Source organism: Paenibacillus sp. FSL K6-2862, assembly GCF_038005125.1.
Lineage (GTDB): Bacteria > Bacillota > Bacilli > Paenibacillales > Paenibacillaceae > Paenibacillus > Paenibacillus illinoisensis_A.
In genome coordinates this window covers 394,955-417,715 of record NZ_JBBOSN010000002.1, presented here as the reverse complement: position 1 = coordinate 417,715, position 22,761 = coordinate 394,955, and the positions used below count along the sequence as shown (strand labels likewise).

At 46.6% G+C, this 22,761-nt stretch carries 19 protein-coding genes and 2 pseudogenes; 19 read left to right on the top strand and 2 right to left on the bottom strand.

The window, feature by feature from the left end; all coding sequences use genetic code 11:
* Positions 1–54 precede the first annotated feature (54 nt).
* The 4 genes from MHB82_RS31785 to MHB82_RS31770 all read left to right on the top strand — a co-directional run bounded on the left by MHB82_RS31785 (position 55) and on the right by MHB82_RS31770 (position 6,167).
* Positions 55–951, top strand: a complete 897-nt coding sequence (locus MHB82_RS31785) for a carbohydrate ABC transporter permease (protein WP_341177076.1) — start codon at positions 55–57, stop codon at positions 949–951.
* A 26-nt stretch (positions 952–977) separates the two neighbouring features.
* On the top strand, positions 978–1,865 hold the full coding sequence (locus MHB82_RS31780; protein ID WP_445671288.1) for a carbohydrate ABC transporter permease: 888 nt from the start codon (positions 978–980) through the stop codon (positions 1,863–1,865).
* A gap of 63 nt (positions 1,866–1,928) precedes the next feature.
* Positions 1,929–4,214, top strand: a complete 2,286-nt coding sequence (locus tag MHB82_RS31775) for a glycoside hydrolase family 95 protein (RefSeq protein ID WP_341177075.1) — start codon at positions 1,929–1,931, stop codon at positions 4,212–4,214.
* Positions 4,215–4,349: 135 nt separating this feature from the next.
* Positions 4,350–6,167, top strand: coding sequence for a sensor histidine kinase (locus tag MHB82_RS31770; RefSeq protein WP_341177074.1), 1,818 nt, complete (start codon positions 4,350–4,352; stop codon positions 6,165–6,167).
* A gap of 37 nt (positions 6,168–6,204) precedes the next feature.
* On the opposite strand, the gene MHB82_RS31765 is transcribed toward MHB82_RS31770, so the two are convergent.
* The gene (locus tag MHB82_RS31765) at positions 6,205–7,455 is read right to left on the bottom strand and encodes a BNR-4 repeat-containing protein (RefSeq protein ID WP_341177142.1); all 1,251 of its coding nucleotides are present in this window, start codon (positions 7,453–7,455) and stop codon (positions 6,205–6,207) included.
* A gap of 304 nt (positions 7,456–7,759) precedes the next feature.
* Here MHB82_RS31765 and MHB82_RS31760 point away from each other — a divergent pair, with 304 nt between their 5' ends.
* The 14 genes and pseudogenes from MHB82_RS31760 (at position 7,760) to MHB82_RS31690 (ending at position 19,559) form a co-directional block, all read left to right on the top strand.
* Positions 7,760–7,945, top strand: a complete 186-nt coding sequence (locus tag MHB82_RS31760; RefSeq protein ID WP_341177073.1) for a hypothetical protein — start codon at positions 7,760–7,762, stop codon at positions 7,943–7,945.
* Between the two features lie 177 nt (positions 7,946–8,122).
* Positions 8,123–8,500, top strand: a complete 378-nt coding sequence (locus tag MHB82_RS31755; protein WP_341177072.1) for a cupin domain-containing protein — start codon at positions 8,123–8,125, stop codon at positions 8,498–8,500.
* Positions 8,493–10,673 carry a heparinase II/III domain-containing protein gene (locus MHB82_RS31750; protein ID WP_341177071.1) on the top strand — a complete coding sequence of 727 codons (2,181 nt, stop codon included), beginning with the start codon at positions 8,493–8,495 and terminating at the stop codon, positions 10,671–10,673. The genes MHB82_RS31755 and MHB82_RS31750 overlap by 8 nt, the downstream gene beginning before the upstream one ends.
* A gap of 209 nt (positions 10,674–10,882) precedes the next feature.
* Positions 10,883–12,022 (top strand): glycoside hydrolase family 88 protein, encoded by a 1,140-nt coding sequence (locus tag MHB82_RS31745; protein WP_341177070.1) that lies wholly within the window; start codon positions 10,883–10,885, stop codon positions 12,020–12,022.
* Positions 12,012–12,239 (top strand): nitronate monooxygenase, encoded by a 228-nt coding sequence (locus tag MHB82_RS31740; protein ID WP_341177069.1) that lies wholly within the window; start codon positions 12,012–12,014, stop codon positions 12,237–12,239. The genes MHB82_RS31745 and MHB82_RS31740 overlap by 11 nt, the downstream gene beginning before the upstream one ends.
* 50 nt (positions 12,240–12,289) lie before the next feature.
* Positions 12,290–12,420 (top strand): annotated as a pseudogene (locus tag MHB82_RS31735) (IS256 family transposase); the annotation flags it as partial.
* Between the two features lie 210 nt (positions 12,421–12,630).
* A complete protein-coding gene (locus tag MHB82_RS31730; RefSeq protein ID WP_341177068.1) occupies positions 12,631–13,218 on the top strand; it encodes a hypothetical protein in 588 nt (195 codons plus the stop codon).
* Between the two features lie 160 nt (positions 13,219–13,378).
* Positions 13,379–14,541 (top strand): annotated as a pseudogene (locus MHB82_RS31725) (IS3 family transposase).
* Between the two features lie 663 nt (positions 14,542–15,204).
* Positions 15,205–15,510: an ArsR/SmtB family transcription factor gene (locus MHB82_RS31715; protein ID WP_445671287.1), complete on the top strand. Its 306-nt coding sequence runs from the start codon at positions 15,205–15,207 to the stop codon at positions 15,508–15,510.
* A 366-nt stretch (positions 15,511–15,876) separates the two neighbouring features.
* Positions 15,877–17,004 carry an NtaA/DmoA family FMN-dependent monooxygenase gene (locus tag MHB82_RS31710; RefSeq protein ID WP_341177067.1) on the top strand — a complete coding sequence of 376 codons (1,128 nt, stop codon included), beginning with the start codon at positions 15,877–15,879 and terminating at the stop codon, positions 17,002–17,004.
* 56 nt (positions 17,005–17,060) lie between these two features.
* Positions 17,061–17,282, top strand: a complete 222-nt coding sequence (locus MHB82_RS31705) for a hypothetical protein (protein ID WP_341177066.1) — start codon at positions 17,061–17,063, stop codon at positions 17,280–17,282.
* A gap of 89 nt (positions 17,283–17,371) precedes the next feature.
* Entirely contained in the window at positions 17,372–18,763 is a 1,392-nt protein-coding gene (locus MHB82_RS31700) for an NtaA/DmoA family FMN-dependent monooxygenase (RefSeq protein ID WP_341177065.1), read from the top strand.
* Between the two features lie 216 nt (positions 18,764–18,979).
* The gene (locus tag MHB82_RS31695; RefSeq protein ID WP_341177064.1) at positions 18,980–19,198 is read left to right on the top strand and encodes a hypothetical protein; all 219 of its coding nucleotides are present in this window, start codon (positions 18,980–18,982) and stop codon (positions 19,196–19,198) included.
* A gap of 28 nt (positions 19,199–19,226) precedes the next feature.
* Positions 19,227–19,559, top strand: a complete 333-nt coding sequence (locus MHB82_RS31690) for a hypothetical protein (RefSeq protein ID WP_341177063.1) — start codon at positions 19,227–19,229, stop codon at positions 19,557–19,559.
* Positions 19,560–20,198: 639 nt separating this feature from the next.
* Here MHB82_RS31690 and MHB82_RS31685 read toward each other — a convergent pair.
* On the bottom strand, positions 20,199–20,444 hold the full coding sequence (locus tag MHB82_RS31685; RefSeq protein ID WP_341177062.1) for a hypothetical protein: 246 nt from the start codon (positions 20,442–20,444) through the stop codon (positions 20,199–20,201).
* Between the two features lie 641 nt (positions 20,445–21,085).
* Between MHB82_RS31685 and lpdA the strand changes: the two genes are divergently transcribed.
* Positions 21,086–22,507, top strand: coding sequence for a dihydrolipoyl dehydrogenase (gene lpdA, locus MHB82_RS31680; protein WP_341177061.1), 1,422 nt, complete (start codon positions 21,086–21,088; stop codon positions 22,505–22,507).
* The last annotated feature ends 254 nt before the right edge of the window (positions 22,508–22,761 follow it).

The following is a 22,761-nucleotide window of genomic DNA, read 5'->3' as shown; positions in this document are numbered from 1 at the left end:
CAGCCGGCAGATCTCTTACCTTTCGAAATCCGGACAATTGCAGGGAGGGACGACATGAGAAAAGGGAGAGAGCTTGCAGAGTCGTATGCATTCATTCTGCCAAGTTTTGCATTAAAGGTTATTTTTGGGGTGTACCCGATCATATGGGCATTGCGTTACATGTTCTATGATTACAGAGGTTACGGGACGGCGACATTTACTGGACTGGACAATTTCTCAAGATTAATTAAGGACGAGTTGTTATGGAAATCGGTATGGAATACCTTTGTTTATGCGGGTGGCAAGGTGGCATTGACCATACCGATTGCTTTGATTCTGGCCGTTATTCTTAACGGCAAGCTGAAAGGACGACAATTCCTGAGAGGCATTTACTTTCTGCCAACGATTATGAGTGCAGCTGTAATGTCTGTCGTGTTCTATATTATATTCAATTCTTACAATGGTATGTTGAATCAACTGTTGATGAACATCGGCATCATTTCGGATCCGGTCGAATGGCTTGGCACTCGATACGCGATGCTGACTGCGATTATTATTGCGGCGTGGGGAGCCATCGGCAACAACATGCTTCTATTCCTGGCCGGTCTTCAAGGGATACCGAATGATGTGCAGGAAAGTGCGATGATTGATGGAGCCAACAGCATCCAGCGTTTCTGGTATATTACGGTACCGATGCTAGGGCCGATGCTGCAGATTATTATCATGCTGGCAATTATTGCCGCCCTGAAAGGCTATGAGAGCATTATGGTGTTAACAGGCGGAGGTCCGGCAGGCACGACCGAAGTGATGTATCTGTATTTGTACAAACTGCTGTTCCCAGTATCCACAGGTGAAGCGGTTCCGCAGGATATCGGCTACGGCAGCGCGGTCGGCTTCTTCACGGCAGTGATTGTCGGTCTGATAACCGGATTGTACTTTTATTTGACCCGCAAGTTGAACCGTGTGTTCTAACCTGGTATATCGAAGGAGACGATAACATGCAAACGTTAAAAAAACCGAGCCCGGTTGAAAGAACCCGGTGGCGGAAACGATCGCCGGGTCGTATCGCCGCCTCAGTCGGGCTGTGGGTGTTCCTGTTGTTAATGGTTGTAGCGACCCTATTTCCGGTCATTATGGCGTTGCTAGGCTCATTTATGACCAACGCTGAGTTGACGAGTGGATCAGGACTTTGGCCGAATGCCTGGCAAATCGAGAATTATGTGAAGACGTGGAAAGAAGCTAATTTCTCTATGTATACCTGGAACAGTTTCTTTCTAAGTATAACTTCAACGATCGGCACACTAATTGTGGCTTCCATGGCAGCATATGCAGTCGATCGCCGTGAATTTCCTGGAAAGCGCCTCTTTTTGCTGCTGCATTCGTTTATGATGTTTATTTCGCTCGGAATCATCGTTCTCAGGCCTCAATTTGACATCATGGTTCAATTGGGCCTGCATAAGTCGTTATGGGGTGTAATTATTTTAATGGTTGCAGGACATGGCTTTATTTTCTTTATATTGCTCGGATTCGTAAAAGGTATCCATCGCGAACTGGACGAGGCAGCCATGATTGACGGAGCCGGATTCTCGTATATCTATGCCCGCATCATATTGCCTCTGCTAGGGCCAGCTCTTGGCGTATCAGCACTTTTCGCTTTTCGTGGGGCGTGGAATGAATATATTCTTCCGTTGGTCTTCACCATGAGCCAACCTAAACTGATGCCGCTTACGGTTGGTCTGGCCAACCTTCGTTATGGCTACGGCGGCGCTGTACAAAGCCATCTTATGCTGACGGGTGCTGTGCTGTCTATGCTTCCGCTTCTCCTTATGTATGTGGTAGCTAATAAATCATTCATGCAAATGTCGGCAGGGGCTCTAAAAGGGTAACATATTTGTCGGGAAAGAACAAAGGCGGAGATTCCACAACTAACGAATGGGGAGGCGCACGCGATGAAGAAAATTTGGTTTGACAAGCCTGCAGCTAATTGGAATGAAGCGATTCCGATTGGGAACGGCCGATTGGGTGGTATGGTTTTCGGCGATTCCGACAGAGAACGCATACAACTGAATGAAGATTCTGTCTGGTACGGAGGGCCACGGGATCGCAATAATCCCGATGCGTCGAAATATATAGCACAGATCAGAAATCTCATAATGGAAGGAAAGCTTGGGGAAGCACATAAACTGACCGCCATGGCGCTGTCCGGGACGCCCGATACTCAACGCCACTATGCTCCGCTCGGTGATTTGTACCTGGATTTTGGCCATAGGGACATCTCCGGTTACCGCAGGGAGCTTGATCTGGATCATGCAGTGGCTACCGTACATTACGAAGCTGAGGGAGTAGTTTATACACGAGAATATTGGGCTAGCTTTCCTGATCAGATTATGGCCATTCGACTAACCGCGAGTAAGCCTGGCAGCGTTTCGTTTTCGGCTCGGCTGATGCGAGGCAGACAGCGTTATCTGGAAGAAAGCTTCGATATGGACGGGGATTCTATTGCTATTACAGGAAATTGCGGAGGAAAAGGGGGATCCGATTTCGCAGTCAAACTCACGGCTATACCGTCTGGCGGACAAATGAGAACGATTGGCGAATTCCTTGTGGTGGATCGGGCGGATAGTGTTACACTGTTGTTGGCGGCGGGGACAACCTATCGTTACGAAAATCCGTTGGCCATGAATAGCAGTACGATTCAAGCGGCAGGTAGTCTTACTTTCGATATCTTAAGAGAACGTCATATTAGCGACTATACAGCACTTTTCGACAGGGTCGATTTAGACATTCAGGACTCGACACAATCAGAAATTCATAATATCCCGACAGACGCACGTCTGGAAAGGGTTAAGCAAGGTAAGCAAGATCTTGGACTTATAACGCTCTATTTTCATTTCGGTCGTTATCTGCTGCTTGCATGTAGTCGTCCGGGCTCCCTTCCTGCCAATTTACAAGGTATATGGAATGAAGAGATGACTCCGCGCTGGGACAGCAAATATACAATCAACATCAATACGGAAATGAATTATTGGTTGGCGGAAACATGTAATCTGCCTGAATGCCATCTTCCTTTATTTGACTTGATTGAACGGCTCCGAGAACCAGGCAGAGTTACAGCACAGAAAATGTACGGTTGTCGCGGTTTTGTTACGCATCACAATACCGATATCTGGGCGGATACGGCGCCGCAGGACATTTCCTTGCACGCTACCCAATGGCCGATGGGAGCTGCCTGGTTATGTCTTCATTTATGGGACCATTACGAGTTCGGCGGCGACCTGGAGCATTTGACCCGAAGTTACCCTATTATGAAGGAAGCTGTCGAATTTTTCCTTGATTTTCTGATAGAAAGTCCAGAAGGAGATTTGGTAACTTGTCCTTCTGTTTCACCGGAAAATACGTATATTGCTCCAACCGGAGAAAAGGGGACATTGTGTTACGGCCCGTCCATGGACAATCAGATTTTGTCGGCGTTATTCGAAAGAGTGGTACAAGCAGGTGAAATTCTCGGGGTTGATTCAGATTTCCGCAGTCAGGTGCTAAGAGTCCGGGCTCGTCTGCCTAAGCCGAAGATCGGAAAATACGGTCAACTGCAGGAATGGATTCATGATTATGAAGAGACGGAACCAGGGCATCGGCACATTTCACATTTGTTCGCGCTGCATCCCGGGAATCAGATTACATTGAATGAGACACCGGAGTTGGCAAAAGCGGCAAGAATTACATTGGAGAGACGTCTGGCAAACGGTGGGGGGCATACAGGCTGGAGTCGCGCATGGATTATCAATATGTGGAGCCGATTGAAAGACGGCCAGCTTGCATACGACAATGTAGTCCAACTGCTCCGTTCTTCGACATTGCCTAATTTATTTGACAATCATCCACCTTTTCAAATTGACGGAAATTTCGGTGGCACTGCTGGAATTGCTGAGATGCTGCTGCAAAGCCATGAAGGGGTAATCCATTTATTGCCTTCTATTCCACTACAATGGGACACCGGCTCCTATCGGGGGCTCCGTGCTAGAGGAGGCTTTGATGTCAGCGTCCGATGGCAAAGGGGAGCAATCGTAGAAGCCCAGATCTGTTCTAGGCTTGGCAACATATGCAGGGTTTGTGCTCCGGGAGCCATGTTGGTCGAAACGAAGGAAGGACACGAAATTGCTTTCCGCAAGTTTTCATCCGGCATTATTGAATTCGAAACGAACAATGGGTCAGTTTACCGATTAAAGTTCACCTAACTAGATGGTCGTACGGATGCTTGCAGGAACGGTTGTGCGCTAGTCGTGATCGTTGGTTCCTGTCGGAGCTAGTAGCAGAATTTGCAGTTATGCTAGAATAAAGGCTAGATTTCGATGTTGAACAGGAAGTGGCTTATGAAACTGTGGGAGAAGTTATCTTTTCGGTATCGCATCTGGCTAGCATTTATTTGCATTGCCATCGTGGCTGTTACAGTTACGGGAATGTTGTCTTACCGGATCGCAGCTGGCGTGGTGGAAGAGAATGCCAACCGGACCGGCAGGGAAACGCTCGCTAAAACTTCGCAGATGTTGGATGAGAAGCTCAATCGGATTCAGTTGGCGGTCTATTCCATGGTGGTTAGCGATCCCTACCGTAAGTTGGTAGGGCTAGATCCGGTATACAGCGAAACACAAACGTATTATACACATCTGTCGAAGCTTCAATCATCGTTTGTTCAGGCCAAGCTGTATGAGTCTCTTATCCGTACGATTCTGCTTGTAACGCCGGATGGCGACTATTATCAGTTATTTTTTGCTCGTGCCTTCGACATCCCATTCTATAATTCTGAGATTCACCATCGGATGCAAGAGAGCAACCGGCAGATATGGGTTGAAGGTCATGACGACGCGTATTTCACCAGCAAGGACCGGGTGATATCGTTTTTAATGGAAGGGCCTGCAGGCAACACGGCCTATAAGGGGCAAGTCTTTATTATAGCAAATGTATTGGAAACGGAAATGCAGGATTTGATCCATGCCGATGTCAGCGGCAACCGGGAGCGCTTCTTTCTCGTAAACAGTACCGGTGATGCCGTGCTGCGCACAGATTCAGAAATATTCACCACATTGCAAGCAAACGATGAATATCGTGAAGCGCTGGCATTGAACAACGGTACATTCGAAGCGGATCTGGGGGGGCGTGACTATCTTATTAATTTCAAGAGGCTTTCGGGTGTTGCGGATTGGAGCTTGTTCAGTGTTATACCCAAATCCGAACTACTGCAGCAGATGAACAATATTAAATGGACCACGCTCTGGATAGTACTGGGTTGTCTGCTTGTGTCGTCGGTCTTTTCTAAAGTGCTAACTCGCATGGTTCTGAAACCTTTGAATCGTTTGAAGAGTGTAATGAAAAAGGTCGAGATGGTCGGACTGGACGCCCGATTCGAGGGAGAAAACCGGGACGATATTGCCATGATCGGTTATCGCTTCAATCGCATGCTTAAGGAGATCGAGCGACTGTTCAAGGAAGCTCAGGGAGCGGAGCAGGAGAAGCGCAAAGCGGAAATGAAAGCGTTGCAGGCGCAGATCGATCCGCATTTTCTCTACAATACGCTCAATACAATCTATTGGAAGTGCCAACTGGGCCATTTACAAGCTGTTGAAGAAATGGTGCTTGCTTTATCGAATCTGTTTCAATTGGGGCTTAATAAGGGCAGGGACATGATAACGCTACAGAATGAGCTGGTGCACGTCGAGCAATATTTGAAATTACAGCAGCAATGCTATGAAGATCTGTTCAATTATGAGATTGACGTGCAGGACGGGATCGATCTTCAACAGTCCATTCTTAAAATTATACTGCAGCCGCTCGCGGAGAATGCCATTATGCACGGTTTCAAGGATCAGAACGAGGGCGGTCGCATTCGAATCGCGGTCCGAAAGGATGATCGGCATTTGATTTTAAGCGTCGAGGATAATGGAGCCGGGATGTCGTCTGAAATTGTCCAGACACACATGCAGATGCATGCAGTCGATGATGGTTCGTCGCTTAAAGGGTACGCCCTTGGGAATGTATATCGGCGTCTACGTCTTCATTATGGCGAGGAAGCCGATGTGCGAATTAAGAGCGAGCCGGAAGTCTGTACGCGCATAGAACTAATGCTGCCGCTTAAGGTGCAAGCGGTAGGGGAGAAGCATGAGGATACAAGAATAATTGAACGGTCATTATAACACGCCCGGAGAAGCCTCCGGGCGGTTAACATCATTGCTACTGCCGAATCGCGAACACATTCCATTTTCCAGTGTAGTCCGTCTGCCGTTCCGCGTTGTTGATGGTTGCCCCAATGGCATGAATCGTACTTAGATTCTCGACATAGTTGACATATATTGTCGTATCGGCATTGCTTGCATACGGCACACTTAGGTTGGATAGGGTCGTCCAGCTCGAACCTAGGTTGGTTGTTCGCTTGCTGATAACTGAATTGCCGCCTTGGGCCAGATACATGATTTCGAACTCGTTGGTTCCCGTGCCACTTTTGGCCAAATCCATAAAGCTGGAGGCGGAGCTGTCCGCGGTTTGTACGGTCCATGCGCCAGCATTGTAGGAAGCAAGCCTGATCGTGCGGTTCCCATTCATATATTGGCCAAAGCCGACAACGACTTTATTGTCCGAGGTCAAAGCGGGAACCGGGTTAGATATCGGATGACGAGCGTGAGGATTGGTGCTGGTGGTGTCCGGCGCAGCGTTGACTACCAGACAAGATGACAGATCCGGCGAATCCACCACATTGCCCATACTGGTGCCGCCAGCGTTATACATAACGCCGTCCGCCGTATTAAGGTAAGCGAGATATAAATTACGGGACGCATGATTATGTCCGCCGGTCCCTCCCGACATTCTCCACGTTATATAGATTTTCCCCTCCTTTTCCACAACACCAAACGCATATACCTCATTAAACCTGTCCGCTGTTTTGCCGCTGTCGATGACAGTCACCGGGGAGGACCAGGTGGCTCCGCTATTGGTCGATTTAATATAACGATAGGTGCGGTACGGGTAGGAGACATCGTCATTTTTGGAGTAGAACAGGTAGACGGTGCTGCCGGAGACAATTGGCATGGGGTAGGCGTTCTTGTCATCGCTGATTTTTGTGCGGGTCCACGTACCTACGAGCGAATGGGTATTTGGTGATTTGATCAGATAAGCGGCTGTTGTATGGTCGACGATAAAGATACCGAGCTTACCGTCAGGCAGCAGCACCATCGTTGGGTAGTCGTGATAAGCATAGGTTGACGAGTCGTTCCAGTCGTAAATTTTGACCGCCATCTCCCAACTGTTGCTGCTGTGATTGTAAGCCCTTGCATAAACATCCATTTCGGGACCACTGTACGTCACAAAGGTTCGGTTCGTAGCGCTGTCATAAATGGCTGAACCGAATGATCGCAGCGCGTGGTAGGTGGTGTTGCTCGCAATTGTGCTGATGCTGGCGGCATTGGCGGCGGAGACAATCGAGAGCATGCATAACAGCGTCAGTGATAAGGCGACGAGCCCCCGGCACAACCTTAACGTTCGTTTCATCATTCATCATCCTTTCCAAATTAAGTTTGATTGCATCATAAAGGTAGCATAGATCGTGCGCTAGGAGAGGCGGATAAACAATCATCAAGGGGAGGAAAAACGACTGTTCGGGGCTTAACCAGTTAACAAAAGGGACAAGATTCGCTTACACTCAGTGTAGATATTGCAATAGTGGGGGCAGGAGCATCTAGGGATATTGACTTTCGTATACACAGGCCTGCCAAGCAAGGGGTAAAGGCTCTGCTTGTTGCAAACGAAAATGGGGAGGAACAATCTTCGGAGAAGTCGTAATGAGGGGATTCAGATCAATGAAGAATCCCTCTGGGACGATGAGCGCTGTCGCCTGATGATCTATCCGGCCTACTATGGCCGGGAAGCGGCCGCACAACCACATCCAGCCGGCAATGCCAAGTCGGATCCGGTTTTCTAAAGAGAAAGTGTCGATATCGAGGGAGCCCAAGCAATACGATTCTTGTCCTTGACGGATAGACGAAAGGAGTCTCTTACGTAACGGATTCAATATGAGTTGAATTGAACGGGAAGCTCGGTTCGGTTTTGCGCGGAACTTATCTAAGCAAATATCAAGAATGGTGTAGGAGGAATTTTTGTGAGCCTAATAGGTGTATGGCAACGGGCCGAGCAGGGCGTAATGCGGAAGATTCTGCAGGCTGGAGAGGGATTGATGATGATGGAAGTGCGATTCGAAGCAGGAGCGGAGGGGTATGCTCACAGTCATCCGCATGAGCAGATGACGTATTGTCTGGATGGCAAGTTTGAATTTCATATTGATGGCGAGCAACAGTTGCTGAACGCAGGAGAAGCTTTGTATATTCCAAGGGGAGCCGTGCATGGTGTTCGCGCGTTGGAATCGGGCGGACTGTTGGATACGTTCACGCCGGTTCGCGAGGATCTGCTTGGAGCCGATGACCTAGAAGCTAGAGCCAATCGGAAAAGCAAGGGGCTTAAGAGGTCAACCGGTGAATGAAGAGCGCGTATCGTTACTGAAAAGCAATATGGCGAATTCCGAATTTCATTCGGCGACGGAGACGCTACAGCTTCGGGTAGAGCCGCTTGTGCAAGGGAAATATGCGATCAACGGCAACGAGATAGGCAATTGGGGACATTATTACTACTGTGCACATGACGGAGCCAGGCTGCAGTTTGATTGGGACAGTCCGAACCTGCATCGCTGCCCCTCATGTGGCGGCACCTACACGGGCGAACCCTATGACGGAGCCTGGGTTTCGCTTGCAAACCAGCGAATGGGCGAAGGAATCATGCTGTGCGGATTGCTGGGTGCAGGCCTGGCTGAGCGACGGTATTCTCTATTTGCCACTGATGCGTTGACTGCTTATGCAAAATATTATCCAGGGTACCGGATTCATGGCAATATTCCCTACAATGGGCCGGGAAAACTGTTTGAGCAAACGTTAGATGAAGCCCACTGGCTAATTGATCTATGTCTGGGCTTCCGAATGCTGGAGGAGACCATGACCGCTTCTGATCGGCGTTATATAGAAGAAGGTTTATTCCGTCCAGCTGCCCGCTTTCTCATCGACCATAAAGAAAATCAGCTGCATAACCACGCGGTACTTATCACGTCGGCTATTTCGTTGATCGGGCTTATCCTGCGAGACGAAAAGATCTTGTACGCCGGTCTTGAAGGTGACTACGGCTTGTTAGATCAGCTGGAGCGGGGCACGCTACCGGAAGGTTTCTGGTACGAAGGAGCATTCGCATATCACTTCTATGGTTTATATCCGATCCTGCAGTTTGCGCTTGCGGCTGAAGGAACGCCTTGGGACATTCGATACCATCCGAAATTGAGGCGAATGTTCGACTTTCCGCTTCAATTTATTTTGCCGGACGGTACGTTTCCTTCTATTAACGATACCAGCTCTGTGGTAAGCATTCAAACCTGTGCCAGATATTACGAAATCGCTCTAAATTGGTATGGAGACAAACAATTTCGGGAGTTGCTTCAACTTGCTTACGGGCTAGCGTCGTGGCCGGGGAACCTAGGGGATGGAGAGACATTCGTTCCGGCAGAGCGAAGCTCGATCGATGCATTATGGTGCGGACTTCCATTGCAGAGTAGCGAAAGTTCGAATACAGCCGGAAATCAAAAGGCGGGGCATACATCCGATGAGGGCAGCGAAAAGGCTATTCGCAATCAGATAACAAAATCTTTTTCTTCGGGGACGGACGGATTGACAAAGTTAGTTAATTCGAAGGGATGGTATCTGCTTGTCAAACATAGTCCGTTCGGAGGAGAGCATGATCATATGGATCGCCTCGGTATATCCTTTGGTTGCGGCCACAAGCCGCTTGTGATTGATCCAGGTACGATAGCGTATTCGGTACCGGCTCATTACGACTGGTTCAAACATACGTATTCTCATAATACAATTGGTCTGAACGGTAAGGATCAGCCACCTGCGGATGGGAGAAGGGTAAAGTTTCATCTTGAGAGCTGGGGATGCTGGACAGAAAGCGCAGTTGATTGGCATACCGGAGATTATAGGATGCGGAATCTCATTGACTTGCCGGCGGAAATGTGTCCCTGGGATGATACCACCTACGCTCATGCGGAAATTCGCCGAATAAACGCGTTGGGCGAGAATTGGATGCTTGATGTGGTCAAAGTTAAAGTACAGGCAGAGAGAAGTATTGATCTGGTGTATCACGTTAGTGGAGAGCTTCCCGCAAGCGGGAATTGGCGGGAATATCAGGGCGAATTGTGTGAGCTTGGAGGCCATTTGTTTCATGATGCGAGAAGCAGTTCTCAGGGAAATATCGAATATTTCGACTGGATGATCAAAGGGAACGGCGGTACATTAAAGCAGGCAAGCTGGTGCTCACATCCGGCCGTGCTTCTTACTGCTAAAACGCCCGACAATCCCCCTAGTGAATGCAGACAGACGCTGATTCAGCGTACACAGTGCGCAGGGGAAGTCCTATTTGTGAATGCGTTCTGCTATCAACCGTCCGCGACATCCGGCACTCTGCCGGATGCTCGGCTACAAATGGCCGTTTATCATAAGGAGGATTTGGGCTGCCTGGTGGAATTGGCAGGTGAAGTCTTCGCGCACAACTTTGGGCTGGAATGGAGAGAGGGTTGCCAAGGGGCGAGTGTAACGGCTACCTCCCAAACATGATGTTCTGAGCGCGCCGTAAGTACCATGCCTTCTGCCCCGGAGAAGACAGTACGAGATAGTGCTGATTGAGTTGAGGAAGACTTCGAAGGATCGGTGCGTTGCTTTGTTCAATATACCGGATCTGGGGAGCTAGGGAGTATTGATGCTGGTAAAGAGGCTGTGCTAAACGTCGTAGGCGAGAATAGGCAGGACATGGAGGAACAACTTATATGATTAATGAAAAGAAGTTAGAGGCTGCGCTGAAAGATGCCATAGACAAAACGAGGAAGAATATCGCAAGGTTTAACGGAAAGTTTCCGCATGTCAGCGAAAACGAAGTCTACCAATTAAATGACAATACGGATTGGACGAACGGCTTTTGGTCGGGTATGCTGTGGCTCAGCTATGAGTTAACGAGGGATACCAGCTTTCGCGAAGCGGCTGTTCGGACAGTAGAAAGCTTCCGTGAACGGCTCGAATCCCAAACGGTGCTGGATCATCATGATATTGGCTTCCTATATTCCCTTTCCGCCAAAGCGCAATGGATCATTGAGGGGGATGAATCGGCAAAGTCGCTTGCTTTATCCGCTGCGGACGTGTTGATGAAAAGATGGAGACCGAGATCTATGCTCATTCAAGCGTGGGGACCGGAAGGCCATGAGGAAAACGGAGGCCGGATCATAATTGATTGCTTAATGAACCTACCTCTCTTATTCTGGGCAACAAAACATACAGGGGATGTACGATACGCAGAAATCGCCGTACATCAAGCCGAAAAAAGCAGACGTTTTCTCGTACGGGGAGACGACTCTTCCTATCATACATTTTATTTCGACCAAGAAAGTGGAGAACCGCTGTGCGGCGGCACAGAGCAGGGTTACTCCGATGGATCGACATGGTCGAGGGGGCAGGCATGGGGCATTTATGGCTTTGCACTACTCTATCATTTTACCAGGGATAAGCGATACCAAGAGACCTCAATTCGTATGGCGAAGCATTTTTTGGAGCGATTGCCGGAGGACGGGGTTGTGTATTGGGATTTCAGCGTTCCGTTTACATCAGACACGAAACGGGACAGCTCCGCTTCTTCCATAACAATTTGCGGAATTCACGAGTTGTTGAAAGGACTTTCAAACGGACATCCGGACCGTTGCGTTCTCGAGGAAGGTATTCGTCGTCAGTTGGAAGGATTGATCGAGAAATACGCGACAATCGGCAAGCCAGATGCTGAAGGGCTACTGGAAAGGGGGGCCTATAGCGTCCGTGGCAACGCTTCGCCGGATGACTATATGATCTGGGGCGATTATTTTTACATGGAGGCGCTTGCGAGACTGACAGCAGGTCATAAAGGATATTGGTATGAATTATAAGGCAACAGGAGGTATTGTAGATAAGCGAACGGTTAATGCAGCATTTAGCTCAGATGCAGAAGGAGTCTACCTGAGCACGAGAGTTATCGCAACTAAAGATTCCCCAGCGAGTGATGTGACTAAGCATGGTATAATCAAACATGGAAGTAAAGATCTAATTCTTCTTAAAACTCCTAAGTGTACGTTATTTCGTACTACATCACATACGTCAGCGTAGGAGGCAAAGAAGTTAGAGTTCGAGGAAGGTAGCACTGCGAAAATTGGGGGAAGACAGTAGTCAGCGAATACGGAGAGCAGGAAATATCGGTTCCACGCGATCGGATGGGTGAGTTCGAGCCGGTTCCCTATACGCCAAAGGTGTCAACACACGAGAGATTCAAGCTCATCTGCAAACTGTACGGCATTGAAGTTCTTTCTTATTCGCTTTTTACGTTTTTTTCAAGGGAGTTTAATCTTGTGGAACTCTTATGCGAAAGCTAACTGCATATGGTCTCCTCATCTGATCGCATACAATCACTAAACCCTACCCCCAGCACAGATTGGTATATTATATTAGCATTATTAAGTAACGCAGACAAGATAATCAGGAGTTTAGCGGAGGGGATATAGTGGGAACGTCGACTAGTGAAGGTTTGACCCAACAGTTGATAGAACATTTAAATGGGTTGGATTTTATTACCCGAATAGATGTTGTTGGAAGTCGTGTTGAACAAACCTCAGATGCTTACTCGGATGTAGACTTATTGCTAACAATTAAAGATGTTACTCCAAATATCGCATTGTTCGAAGTGACCGAAAGTGTAAAAGCGAGGTTCCAACCGGCGTGGTATGATTTTGCAAACAGTCTGATGCCTGAAAAATTTTTAGTATCCACCTTTATAGGAGGAGACAATCCTTTCACATTCTATGATGTCGGTATCCTGAACAATGATAAGAATTTGGTCTATGACAAAACACAGTTTGAAAATGACCAATGGATTCATTTGATGAAGCTCTGGGTCATGAATTTCAAGTATATGATGCGTGATGCGCCACAGTTTGAAAAACGATTTGCAACAATGATGGAAAAAGCGAACATCTCCCACTACTCCGATTATAAAACAGGTTTTTTTCATTTGTTGTTAAAGCTAAAAGATAAGAAGACTATTGAGAGTGGTTATTTAAATATGCTTGAGGAGGCTTTTAGAAACAGCTGATAACGTTCAATTAACCTGACCGTTTTATGCCCGTTGTCGGGTGACAAAAACATAGTAACATTAGAAGCCGCTGATTTGGTATTATCCCCATTTAGTAGACATGAGAAAAAAGACATCTGTTAAGATGAACTTAATCATGTAAAACGAAGGGGATTTTTTCATGGCTAAAAAAGGACAAACATTCCGGCGGTACTCTTTGGATTTGAAATTGGAGGCAGTCCGGCTGGTCAACGAAGAACATATGAGTATACGTGAAGTAGCGACACGTTTAGATATTCAAAATAAATCTCAGGTACAAGTGTGGGCAGCAAAAGCAAAACAAGGAATGAGTCTGGAACCTGTTACGTCCAAACGGGGACGCCCTAGAACCAAGTTTTCCAGTATGGAAGAAGAGATGGCGTACTTGCGGGCGGAGATTGAATACTTAAAAAAGCAGTATCCAAATCTACACAAGGAGTGACGAGTAAAGCGGCCAGATTTCAAATCATTGAGGACCTACGAGCACGCCATGGTCTGGCTTGGCTCTTGAAGTTAGCTGCGGTTTCCCGCTCGGGTTATTACAAGTGGAGAAAAAGCTTAGCAGCGGCAAACGAGCGTAGACACAAGGAACATGAACTAGAATCCCATTTGCCTGCCATCCATCGCGTGCATCCCTACTTTGGTTATCTTCGAATGACCGTAGCTTTACGCCGGGAAGGCCTCCGAGTCAACCACAAAAAGGTGTACCGATTAATGAAACAATTAGGCATCTGTTCGGTCATTCGAAAAAAACGTCGATTCTTTGGAAAACAAGCCTCTGTGGTGAACCCGAATCGGCTGGAGCGCCAATTTCGTGCGGATACGCCACGAACGAAGCTGGTTACCGACATTACCTACATTCGTGCTGGAGAACACTTTGTGTATCTTTCTGTTATTTAGGATTTATACAATAACGAAATTGTTGCATGGCATCTTTCTGAACGAAATGACCTTGCTTTGGTTCATGAAACGCTGGATAGACTCCGTCAGCACGTGGATCTGAGTGGCGTAATCCTACACTCGGATCAAGGATTTCAATATACGTCGAAGCCTTTTAACCGAAAACTGAACCAGCTCGGCATGCTAGGTAGTCATTCCAGGCGTGGAAATTGCTTAGATAATGCCTGTATTGAATCTTTTTTCTCTCATTTGAAGACGGAGAAAATTTATTTGAATAAGGCAGCAAACAAAGCGGAGGTTGAACAGCAAGTAAGCGAATACATATTGTTTTACAACCAAAACCGATTTCAGAAAAAACTAAACGACCGTTCCCCGGTAGAATACCGGGAAAGGGCCGCAGCTTAAATATTGTCTTTTTTAGTACTGTCTACTTGACAGGGTTATGACCATCTTAGCGGCTTTTTTATTTTATCGGTTCAAGTTCGTGTCCCGAGGCAAGGACAAGAACTTGTACCGATTGCCGAAATTGACAAGAACATGTTCCGATTACCGATTAGATAAATATCTAACTAAATTCTACAGCTATTTCATTAAGCTAACGGGCAGGTTAGCGCAACAAACCTAATGTCAGGATCGTTATAATAAAGGATATAAGCTGAAAATTTACTTGTTTAATTAAATATAGATTCTGCTTGCGTGTAGCTCTCCTGGGTCGGGAACAGGAACGGCCTTGAACCTTCGGACTTGATATCGCTAAAAATCACGGGTTCTTGCTCAGGACTCATATTGCTTAAGTAAGGGAAGCGGCCTATGCTGGTGCAAGATTTACACTTCGAAGTTTAAAAAAGAGGTGCCAAACCTGGAAAACAGTGACCATATCCAAAAGAGATAAGCAGAAGAACAACTGGAAGTATTATGAGTATACTTACCTTTACGATAGGACGATGAAGAACCCGCCGCGAAAGCCGAAAACAGAAAATTAAATACACTACGTGGATTTAGTTAAAACGTACTTATAACTAAGTAGTATTTTGACATATTGCAAATATACAATGTATAATAGTGTCCATGATCAATCAAGTAGATATTTTTAAGGCACTAGCTAATGAGTCGCGTATTCAAATACTAGAATGGTTAAAAAACCCAGAAGCTCATTTTTCACCCCAAGAAGGGATTGATATTGGTGAAGTAGGGGTATGTGTGAGTCAAGTAACTGCTAAAATGAATATGGATCAATCAACTACGTCTCAATATCTCTCAATACTACATCGAGTGGGTTTAATTAATGCCACCCGTATTGGTAAATGGACATATTATAAGAGAAACGAAGAAGCAATTAATCAAGTTGGTCTGTATCTCCGAAAAGGTGAATGATACTGAATTAACAATCTTTCAGTATCATTCACCTGATTTTCACAACAACATATTGTTTATTTGCAATATGTAAATATATTGAACGAGTGAGCGATCATAATTGTTCTGCTAACTATAGATTACTGCAAGAAGCCGGTAAGTATGTTTATAATCCACAGGAAGATGCAGCCCGACGTTGGAAGTGCAGCAATGTTACTGTAAAAATTATGGCTAATCCCAAATGAGGCTTTGGTAGATGAAATTATGATCGCGGATTTTATCCTGACCAAGCAAACCGGCTAAAGGGATATCAGTTACTGGCGAAAGAAAGAATTTGATCTTATTTCTAAATAGCTAACCTGACTAGAATGAAAGAAGGGTAAATGAATGAAAGAGAGAAAACAACTTAAAATTGGCGGAAATATAGATGGGGTAGGCTTTAACTACATGGGGTGGCGTCATCCTAAAATGCCAGCTAACGCGAGTGAGAGTATTGAGTATTATGTACAAAAAGCAAAAAGACTGGAAGAAGGGAAATTTGACACCATCTTTTTAGCAGACGTCAGCCATATTGGACCGGGGATGATCCCGCATTACCTCAGTATGTTCGAAGGGATCAGCATTCTGTCCGCCTTAAGCATGGTGACTCATTCAATCGGACTAATTGCCACCATTGCCACTTCCTACGCGGATCCGTTCACGGTTGCCCGCCAGTTGGCTTCTTTGGATAAAATCAGCAGTGGCCGAGCGGGATGGAATGCCATCACTTCAAATCCGGGAGGCTTGGCGAATTATAGCCGTACCCATCTTTCGAAAGCGGACTTGTATCCGATGAAAAAAGAATTTTTAGAGGTTGTCAAAGGGCTTTGGGATTCCTACGAGGATGATGCTTTTATACGGGACAAACAAAAAGGCATCTTTTTAAATCCTGAAAAAATGCATCCGTTAAACTACAGAGGTAAGTATTTTTCCGTCGATGGGCCGTTAAATATCAGCCGTTCTCAGCAAGGAAGACCGGTCATTTTAGAAGCCGGAAGTTCGTCGGATTTTATAAAACTTGTCTCAAAGCATGCCGATGGGGCTTTTCTTCGAGCGGATCATATCGAAGATGCCAAAGCCTGGAGTCAGGAGCTTAAAAGACATGTGGAAATGGAAGGCCGTTCGTTTGATGACTTCCTGATCACAATTGCACAAAGTCCGATCGTGGGAAGAACAGAAAAAGAAGCGGAAGAGAAGTTTCGGGAATTGCAGTGGCTAATGCCAATCTATCGCATTCCAAAACCGAATTTTTTTGGATCTGCCGAAAAAGTAGCCGATCAAATTGAGCAATGGTATAAGGCGGGAGCATTGGACCTGCTGCTGATTGCTCAGGAGCATCCTTCCGGATTCGATGACTTTATCGATTTAGTAGTTCCGATTTTGCAGGACAAAGGGATTTTCCGCAAAGAATACGAATCCAATACGCTGCGCGGAAATTTAGGTTTACCTTATCCTCAAAACAGATATTCGATCTGAGTGAGAAACAAAAGTGACTCAATGATACTTGGATTAAACGGAGGAGCGATGTGACCATGGAAGTGGAGGACATTATCCTCGCTTGTATAAAAGAACAACCGGGAATGAGTGCAAAAAGGGTAGTTTCATGTTTGCGCTCCAAAACGAAAGATTTGACCGTGACGGAAGAAATGAATTGGCAAGCTTCTATTTTTAAGCAATTAAGGACTCTGAGAAAAAAGGGGAACCTTTATAACAGAGGTGATCGCTGGTACGTATTGAATGGCAATATGCGATAGGAACCTTATTCATTTCATTATATAGAATGACTGTTTTACTGAAACTGCAGCATGCTCTTCATAATTCTAGCTAGAAAGAAGGTTTATCCATGAATAATGGAAAAAAATCAGAAACAGGCGCAGGTACGCCGGAAATGAAAAACAAGCACATGATCCTGGGAGTAGCCCTAACGAACAACTTTGGTGCGCACCCCGCCGCATGGCGGATGCCGCACGTGGACCCGGGGTCCTATACGAACATCGATGTCGCGGTGGAACATGCACGGACAGCGGAACGAGGGGGACTGCAGTTCGTCTTTATCGCTGACCGCCTGTTCCTGCACGGGGACCTGGCCGTATCAAACCCCCTATTCAATATGGACCCGATCGTAACCCTGGCGGCGGTGTCCCAGGCGACCGAACGGATCGGACTGGCCGCCACGGCCTCCACTTCCTTCACCGAGCCGTACCTGATGGCCCGCCAGCTCAAGGCACTCGACGTCATCAGCCGCGGCCGGGTCGCCTGGAACGCGGTGCCAAGTTTCGAACCTGATGCTTTCGCGAACTTTGGCAAATTACCACCGCCCCGGGAGAATAAGTACGATCGTCTCCACGAAGTGATACAGATTGTCCAAGCGCTCTGGGGAAGCTGGGAATACGAGGCGGGCCAGCCCGATCAAGCCGGCATGTTCGCTGACCCAGCCCACGTCCGTCCGGTTAACCTGCAAGGCAATCACGTCGGAGCACGCGGCCCCCTTCCCGTTCCGCCGTCCGAGCAGGGTCAACCGGTCATCATCATGCCGGCCAGTAGCGGCTACGGCTTGCAAGCGGCCGCCATGTACGCCGACGTCGTCATCGCAATGCCGTCCAGCATTGCGGAGGGCCGGGCCCAACGCAACATCGTGCTACAGGCCGCAGCAGAGGCTGGCCGGAACCCCGATGAAATCAGATTCATTGTGTTCGCCGGCTTCACCGTCGGCGACACTGAACGCGAAGCCCTGAACGCACGTCGCGTGCTCGATGACCAAATAGGCATCCACGGGCAGCTATCGCGCCTGAGCGCCTATCTCGGCCTGGGCCATGAAATGATCTTGCCTGATAAGCCTCTCACCGCGGCGCAGCTCGTCTCTGTCCGGGCGCACCCTCAAGACGCACGATCCGTACGCGCAGTTGAGTTGGCGAGAGCGGGATGGTCGCCCCGTGACATCCTCGCTCACGCCGTTTTCGATCCTTATCCGTCCGTGGTCGGCACCGCCGAGCAGGTCGCCGACCACCTTCAAGAGTGGTTCCAAGCCGAGGCGGCGGACGGTTTTATGCTCAATTTCGACGATTTTCACACCGAACTCGGTAACTTCGTCGATCACGTCGTTCCCATTTTGCGCGAACGCGGACTCTTTCACGACGGTTACGAGGGAAAGACCCTCCGCAATCATTTGGGACTGCCGGCGCAGTACGGACTCGACCCCCGCATCGCAACCGGCTCGACAGGAGCAACCCGTTGACAGACAAGAAGATCATCCTCGGTATGGAGTGCTGAATTACGCCTGGTGCGCCCCGCAACTCGACCCGGGCAACTACGCGAATATTGAGGCGAACATTCGCTACGCACGGGTTGCTTTAGAAGGACGATCCGCAGCAGATTTAATTAGTGCGCCGTTATTTTTGGTTCAGCCGAGAAAATAGCCGATCAAGTTCAGGAATGGTATGAAGCAGGTTCGATGGATATGTTATTGAAACAACAGGAATATCCATCAGGTTTAAAAGATTTCGTAGATATAGTTGTTCCGATTTTACAGGAAAGAAGCATTTTCCATACAGAATATGAATCAAATACGTTACGGGGAATTTGCAAGGATATTGTTTGTGCTAGAGTATCAGCTGTAACGATTGGAACGTATAACTCAATAAGCGTTGTTAGGGGTTCATCTGAACCATAGAATGTATCACGGGGTTTTGGAAGTGAGCGTGTCTGAACAACTGGAATCCAGGACATTTAAGCAGTTACAGCTTCTCCTGGATGCTTTAACGGGCTGGATCACGGAGGGAGATGCTTTCCAAGATGTCCATGTAACGGATACCAAGTTTTTTTGGGACACGATTTATTTCAACCATCGCAAAGAATCCCAGGTGGATATCACTTCTTATGAAGAGTATCAAAGGAAAATCTGGGATGCTTCGGAATACATCGGTGAAGAATTATATATTAAGGTAGTTGATCAATCCACAGGTGGTTTTAGACACATTAACGTCGATGATTTCAACGTACCGGTTAAGTTGCAGAATCCGAGTTCCCAATAAGAGTAAGATGGATTTTACCTTCCATCTTTACTGAGTTACAAATGAGATGCTTGATTCGTGGAGACAACAGCCGGGAACTCTTGCATACTGCACAGAACTAACAAAAAGCGAACTAACTGAAGCATTAAAAAATATGTAAATAATTAAAGGCGGCGTTCCTACGTGATAAAATGATGGAGAAGTTGTTCGTGGCTAATTACGAATGTTCACACTAAGAAATTGTTAATCTAAATAGAGAAATAGTTAATTCTTGATTTAAAACTTTAATCGTTTCAAATAGCAGAGCGGCAGACTAGAACTTGATTAGGATCTAGACTGCTGCTTTTTTTACCGTTCTTTTTTAATCAAGTCGTCTCAATGTGTCTGCTTGCTTATGGTGGTGTGATTTAAGAGGTGTCGAGAGACAAGAACATGTTCCTATTACCGATTAGATAAATATCTAATTGAAGTTTACAGCTTGTTCTTTAAGCAACGGGCAGGATATCTTAACGGTGAGCTGAAAGGGAGCCGTTTAAATTCGATTCAAATCTAACTATTTTTGAGCAAAAACAGTAGAAACTCATTATCTACTTTTATAAAAAAGGGAATGTTACTTACTTTCATCGAAATCATCCAAAGAATATGTTATTTATTTTAAGTTCATGTCGATATCAGATCTTTGATTTTACTATTCTCTGAGTCGATTGAAAATGTAGGTGTAAGCCCAGAAAAGTCACCAGATATGCTCGCTAAAGGATTCCATTTTTTAATGTCTATTCTAAAATCTCCTACATATATCGCAGGATCCAACGGTACGTGTTCTACTATTCCAAGAATCAGATGATCTTCACCGACAGGAATAATTCGATCTAGCTTTAGTTCAAACGCGATTGGTGCTTCAAGCACTGCAGGCAGACATCAACTTTTTTGCAGGCTTTAGGTGTGGCACCCGCATTCTCGAACTCATTCCTATGTGGTTCGAGATTGGCTGATGAACGATGCGTTGCTTCTCCCAAAAATTCAGATACCATATTAATGACAAACTCACCAACCTCACGAATATTAGTAAGTGTATCCTTGATTGTAGTACCTGCCCTCTCTCCAACACCGGGTCCAATAGAGAGTAGCAATGTCGGTGGGAGTATTTTAGGAATCACTTATAAGGTGCTCAGTTCTCAAATTGAAAGAGTTGGAGGAAAGTTGAATTATTAAACGGGTGGAGTACTCACATACAACACTAAAAGACGAATATTCTCTAACTCCAAGGGGAAAACTCTTATGCCGATTCTTGAAGAAATGTGCAAATGGGTTTTTCATCATCGGAAGCCTTTCATTGGCCCCAAGACCAGGAATGACAAGAATGATAATGGCGATAAACCGGGAAAGAATTAGACGCATAAGAAGATATCCCATTTCATACGCATGTATATTCTATATTGTTCCTTTTTTTCTATTTACTGTCTATCGGAAGCGGATTTTTTGTTATTCAATAAGTAGAAGAGTACAATAATACTTAGTTTACGTTAGGATTGGAGGATTTAATAATCATGGCAATTCATTGCGATGTCGCTATATTAGGTGGGGGAACGGGCGGATATGTAGCCGCGATACGCGCTGCACAGCTCGGTAAAGAGGTGGTCCTTATCGAGAAGGACAAGTTAGGTGGAACATGCCTTCATAAGGGCTGCATTCCGAGTAAATCACTCTTGCGGAGTGCTGAAGTTTATGCAGAGATCAAAGATAGCGCAAGCTACGGTATTGAGACGGCAGAAGCGACTCTTGTTTTTCCGAAAGTGCAGGAACGCAAGGAGGCTGTGGTGGAACAGCTTCACCAAGGAGTTCAGTATCTCATGCGCAAAAATAAAATAACCGTGCTGCGGGGGAAAGGTAGAGTCGTCGGCCCATCCATCTTCTCTCCAAAGAGCGGTGCTGTTGCCGTGGAGCTGGACAATGGAGAGATGGAGAATGTGGTTCCAAGCCATCTTATTATTGCGACAGGCTCGAGTCCAAGAATTTTACCGGGACTCGAGCCGGACGGCCGGTATATCCTTAGCAGTGACGAGGCGCTGAATCTCGAAGAGCTTCCGGAATCGATAATCATTGTAGGTGGAGGCGTTATAGGGATTGAATGGGCTTCTATGCTGAATGATTTTGATGTGAAGGTAACAGTGGTCGAGGCTGCGGATCAAATCCTGCCTCAGGAGGATCGGGACATCGCTGCTGAGATGCAGCGTCTTCTGACCAAGCGCGGAGTGAAAGTTATTACTGGTGCAGCCGTCGAGCCATCTACATATGGGATACAGGATGGACAAGCTACAATTGAAGTAAATACCAAGACGGGTACAGAGACGCTTGCTGCTTCTCAAATATTCGTTTCAGTGGGGCGTACTGCCAATGTGGAAGGAATCGGTATAGAGAATACGGATATCAAGACAAAGAATGGTTTCATTCAAGTGAATGGAAATCTGCAGACCGGTGAACCGCATATTTATGCAATCGGTGATTGCATAGGAGGACTACAGCTTGCTCATGCGGCAAGCCATGAAGGCATTCGTGCCGTCAATCACATTGCCAATGTGTCCATGCATGTCTCACCTGACCACCATATTTCGCGTGCCATCTACTCAAGACCAGCGGCGGCGAGTGTGGGTTACACAGAACAGCAGGCAAGGGAGCTCGGTTTCTCGGTCAAGACAGGCAAATTTCCTTTTCAAGCCATTGGCAAATCGCTTGTTTACGGTAACCGAGACGGTTTTGCGAAGATCATTGCAGATGAGGCCACAAATGATATTCTAGGAATTCATCTCATTGGTACGCATGTAACGGATATGATCAGCGAAGCTGCGCTGGCCATATTGCTGGATGCGACTCCATGGGAGGTTGGACAGCTTATCCATCCGCATCCATCCCTGTCTGAAGTTATTGGTGAAGCGATGCTGGACGTGGATGGTACTGCAATCTACATGTAACTTCAAAGAGCTAGGTCCAATCAAATATCAACAAACTTCAAAACAACATTGACAGGTGTTGTACTGAAATACGATTATGATACGTTGAATCGGTTGAAATCCGTCAGGATGGATCAGAAACGATACAATTCACCTATACACTTGATGGTCTTCGCAAGAGTATGAGTGATAGTTCTGGAATAACGAGTTATGCAAGCGTCGATCTCATGCGCGGGACAAAAACATTGTTCCATTAAAAGTCGCTATTATGGTCA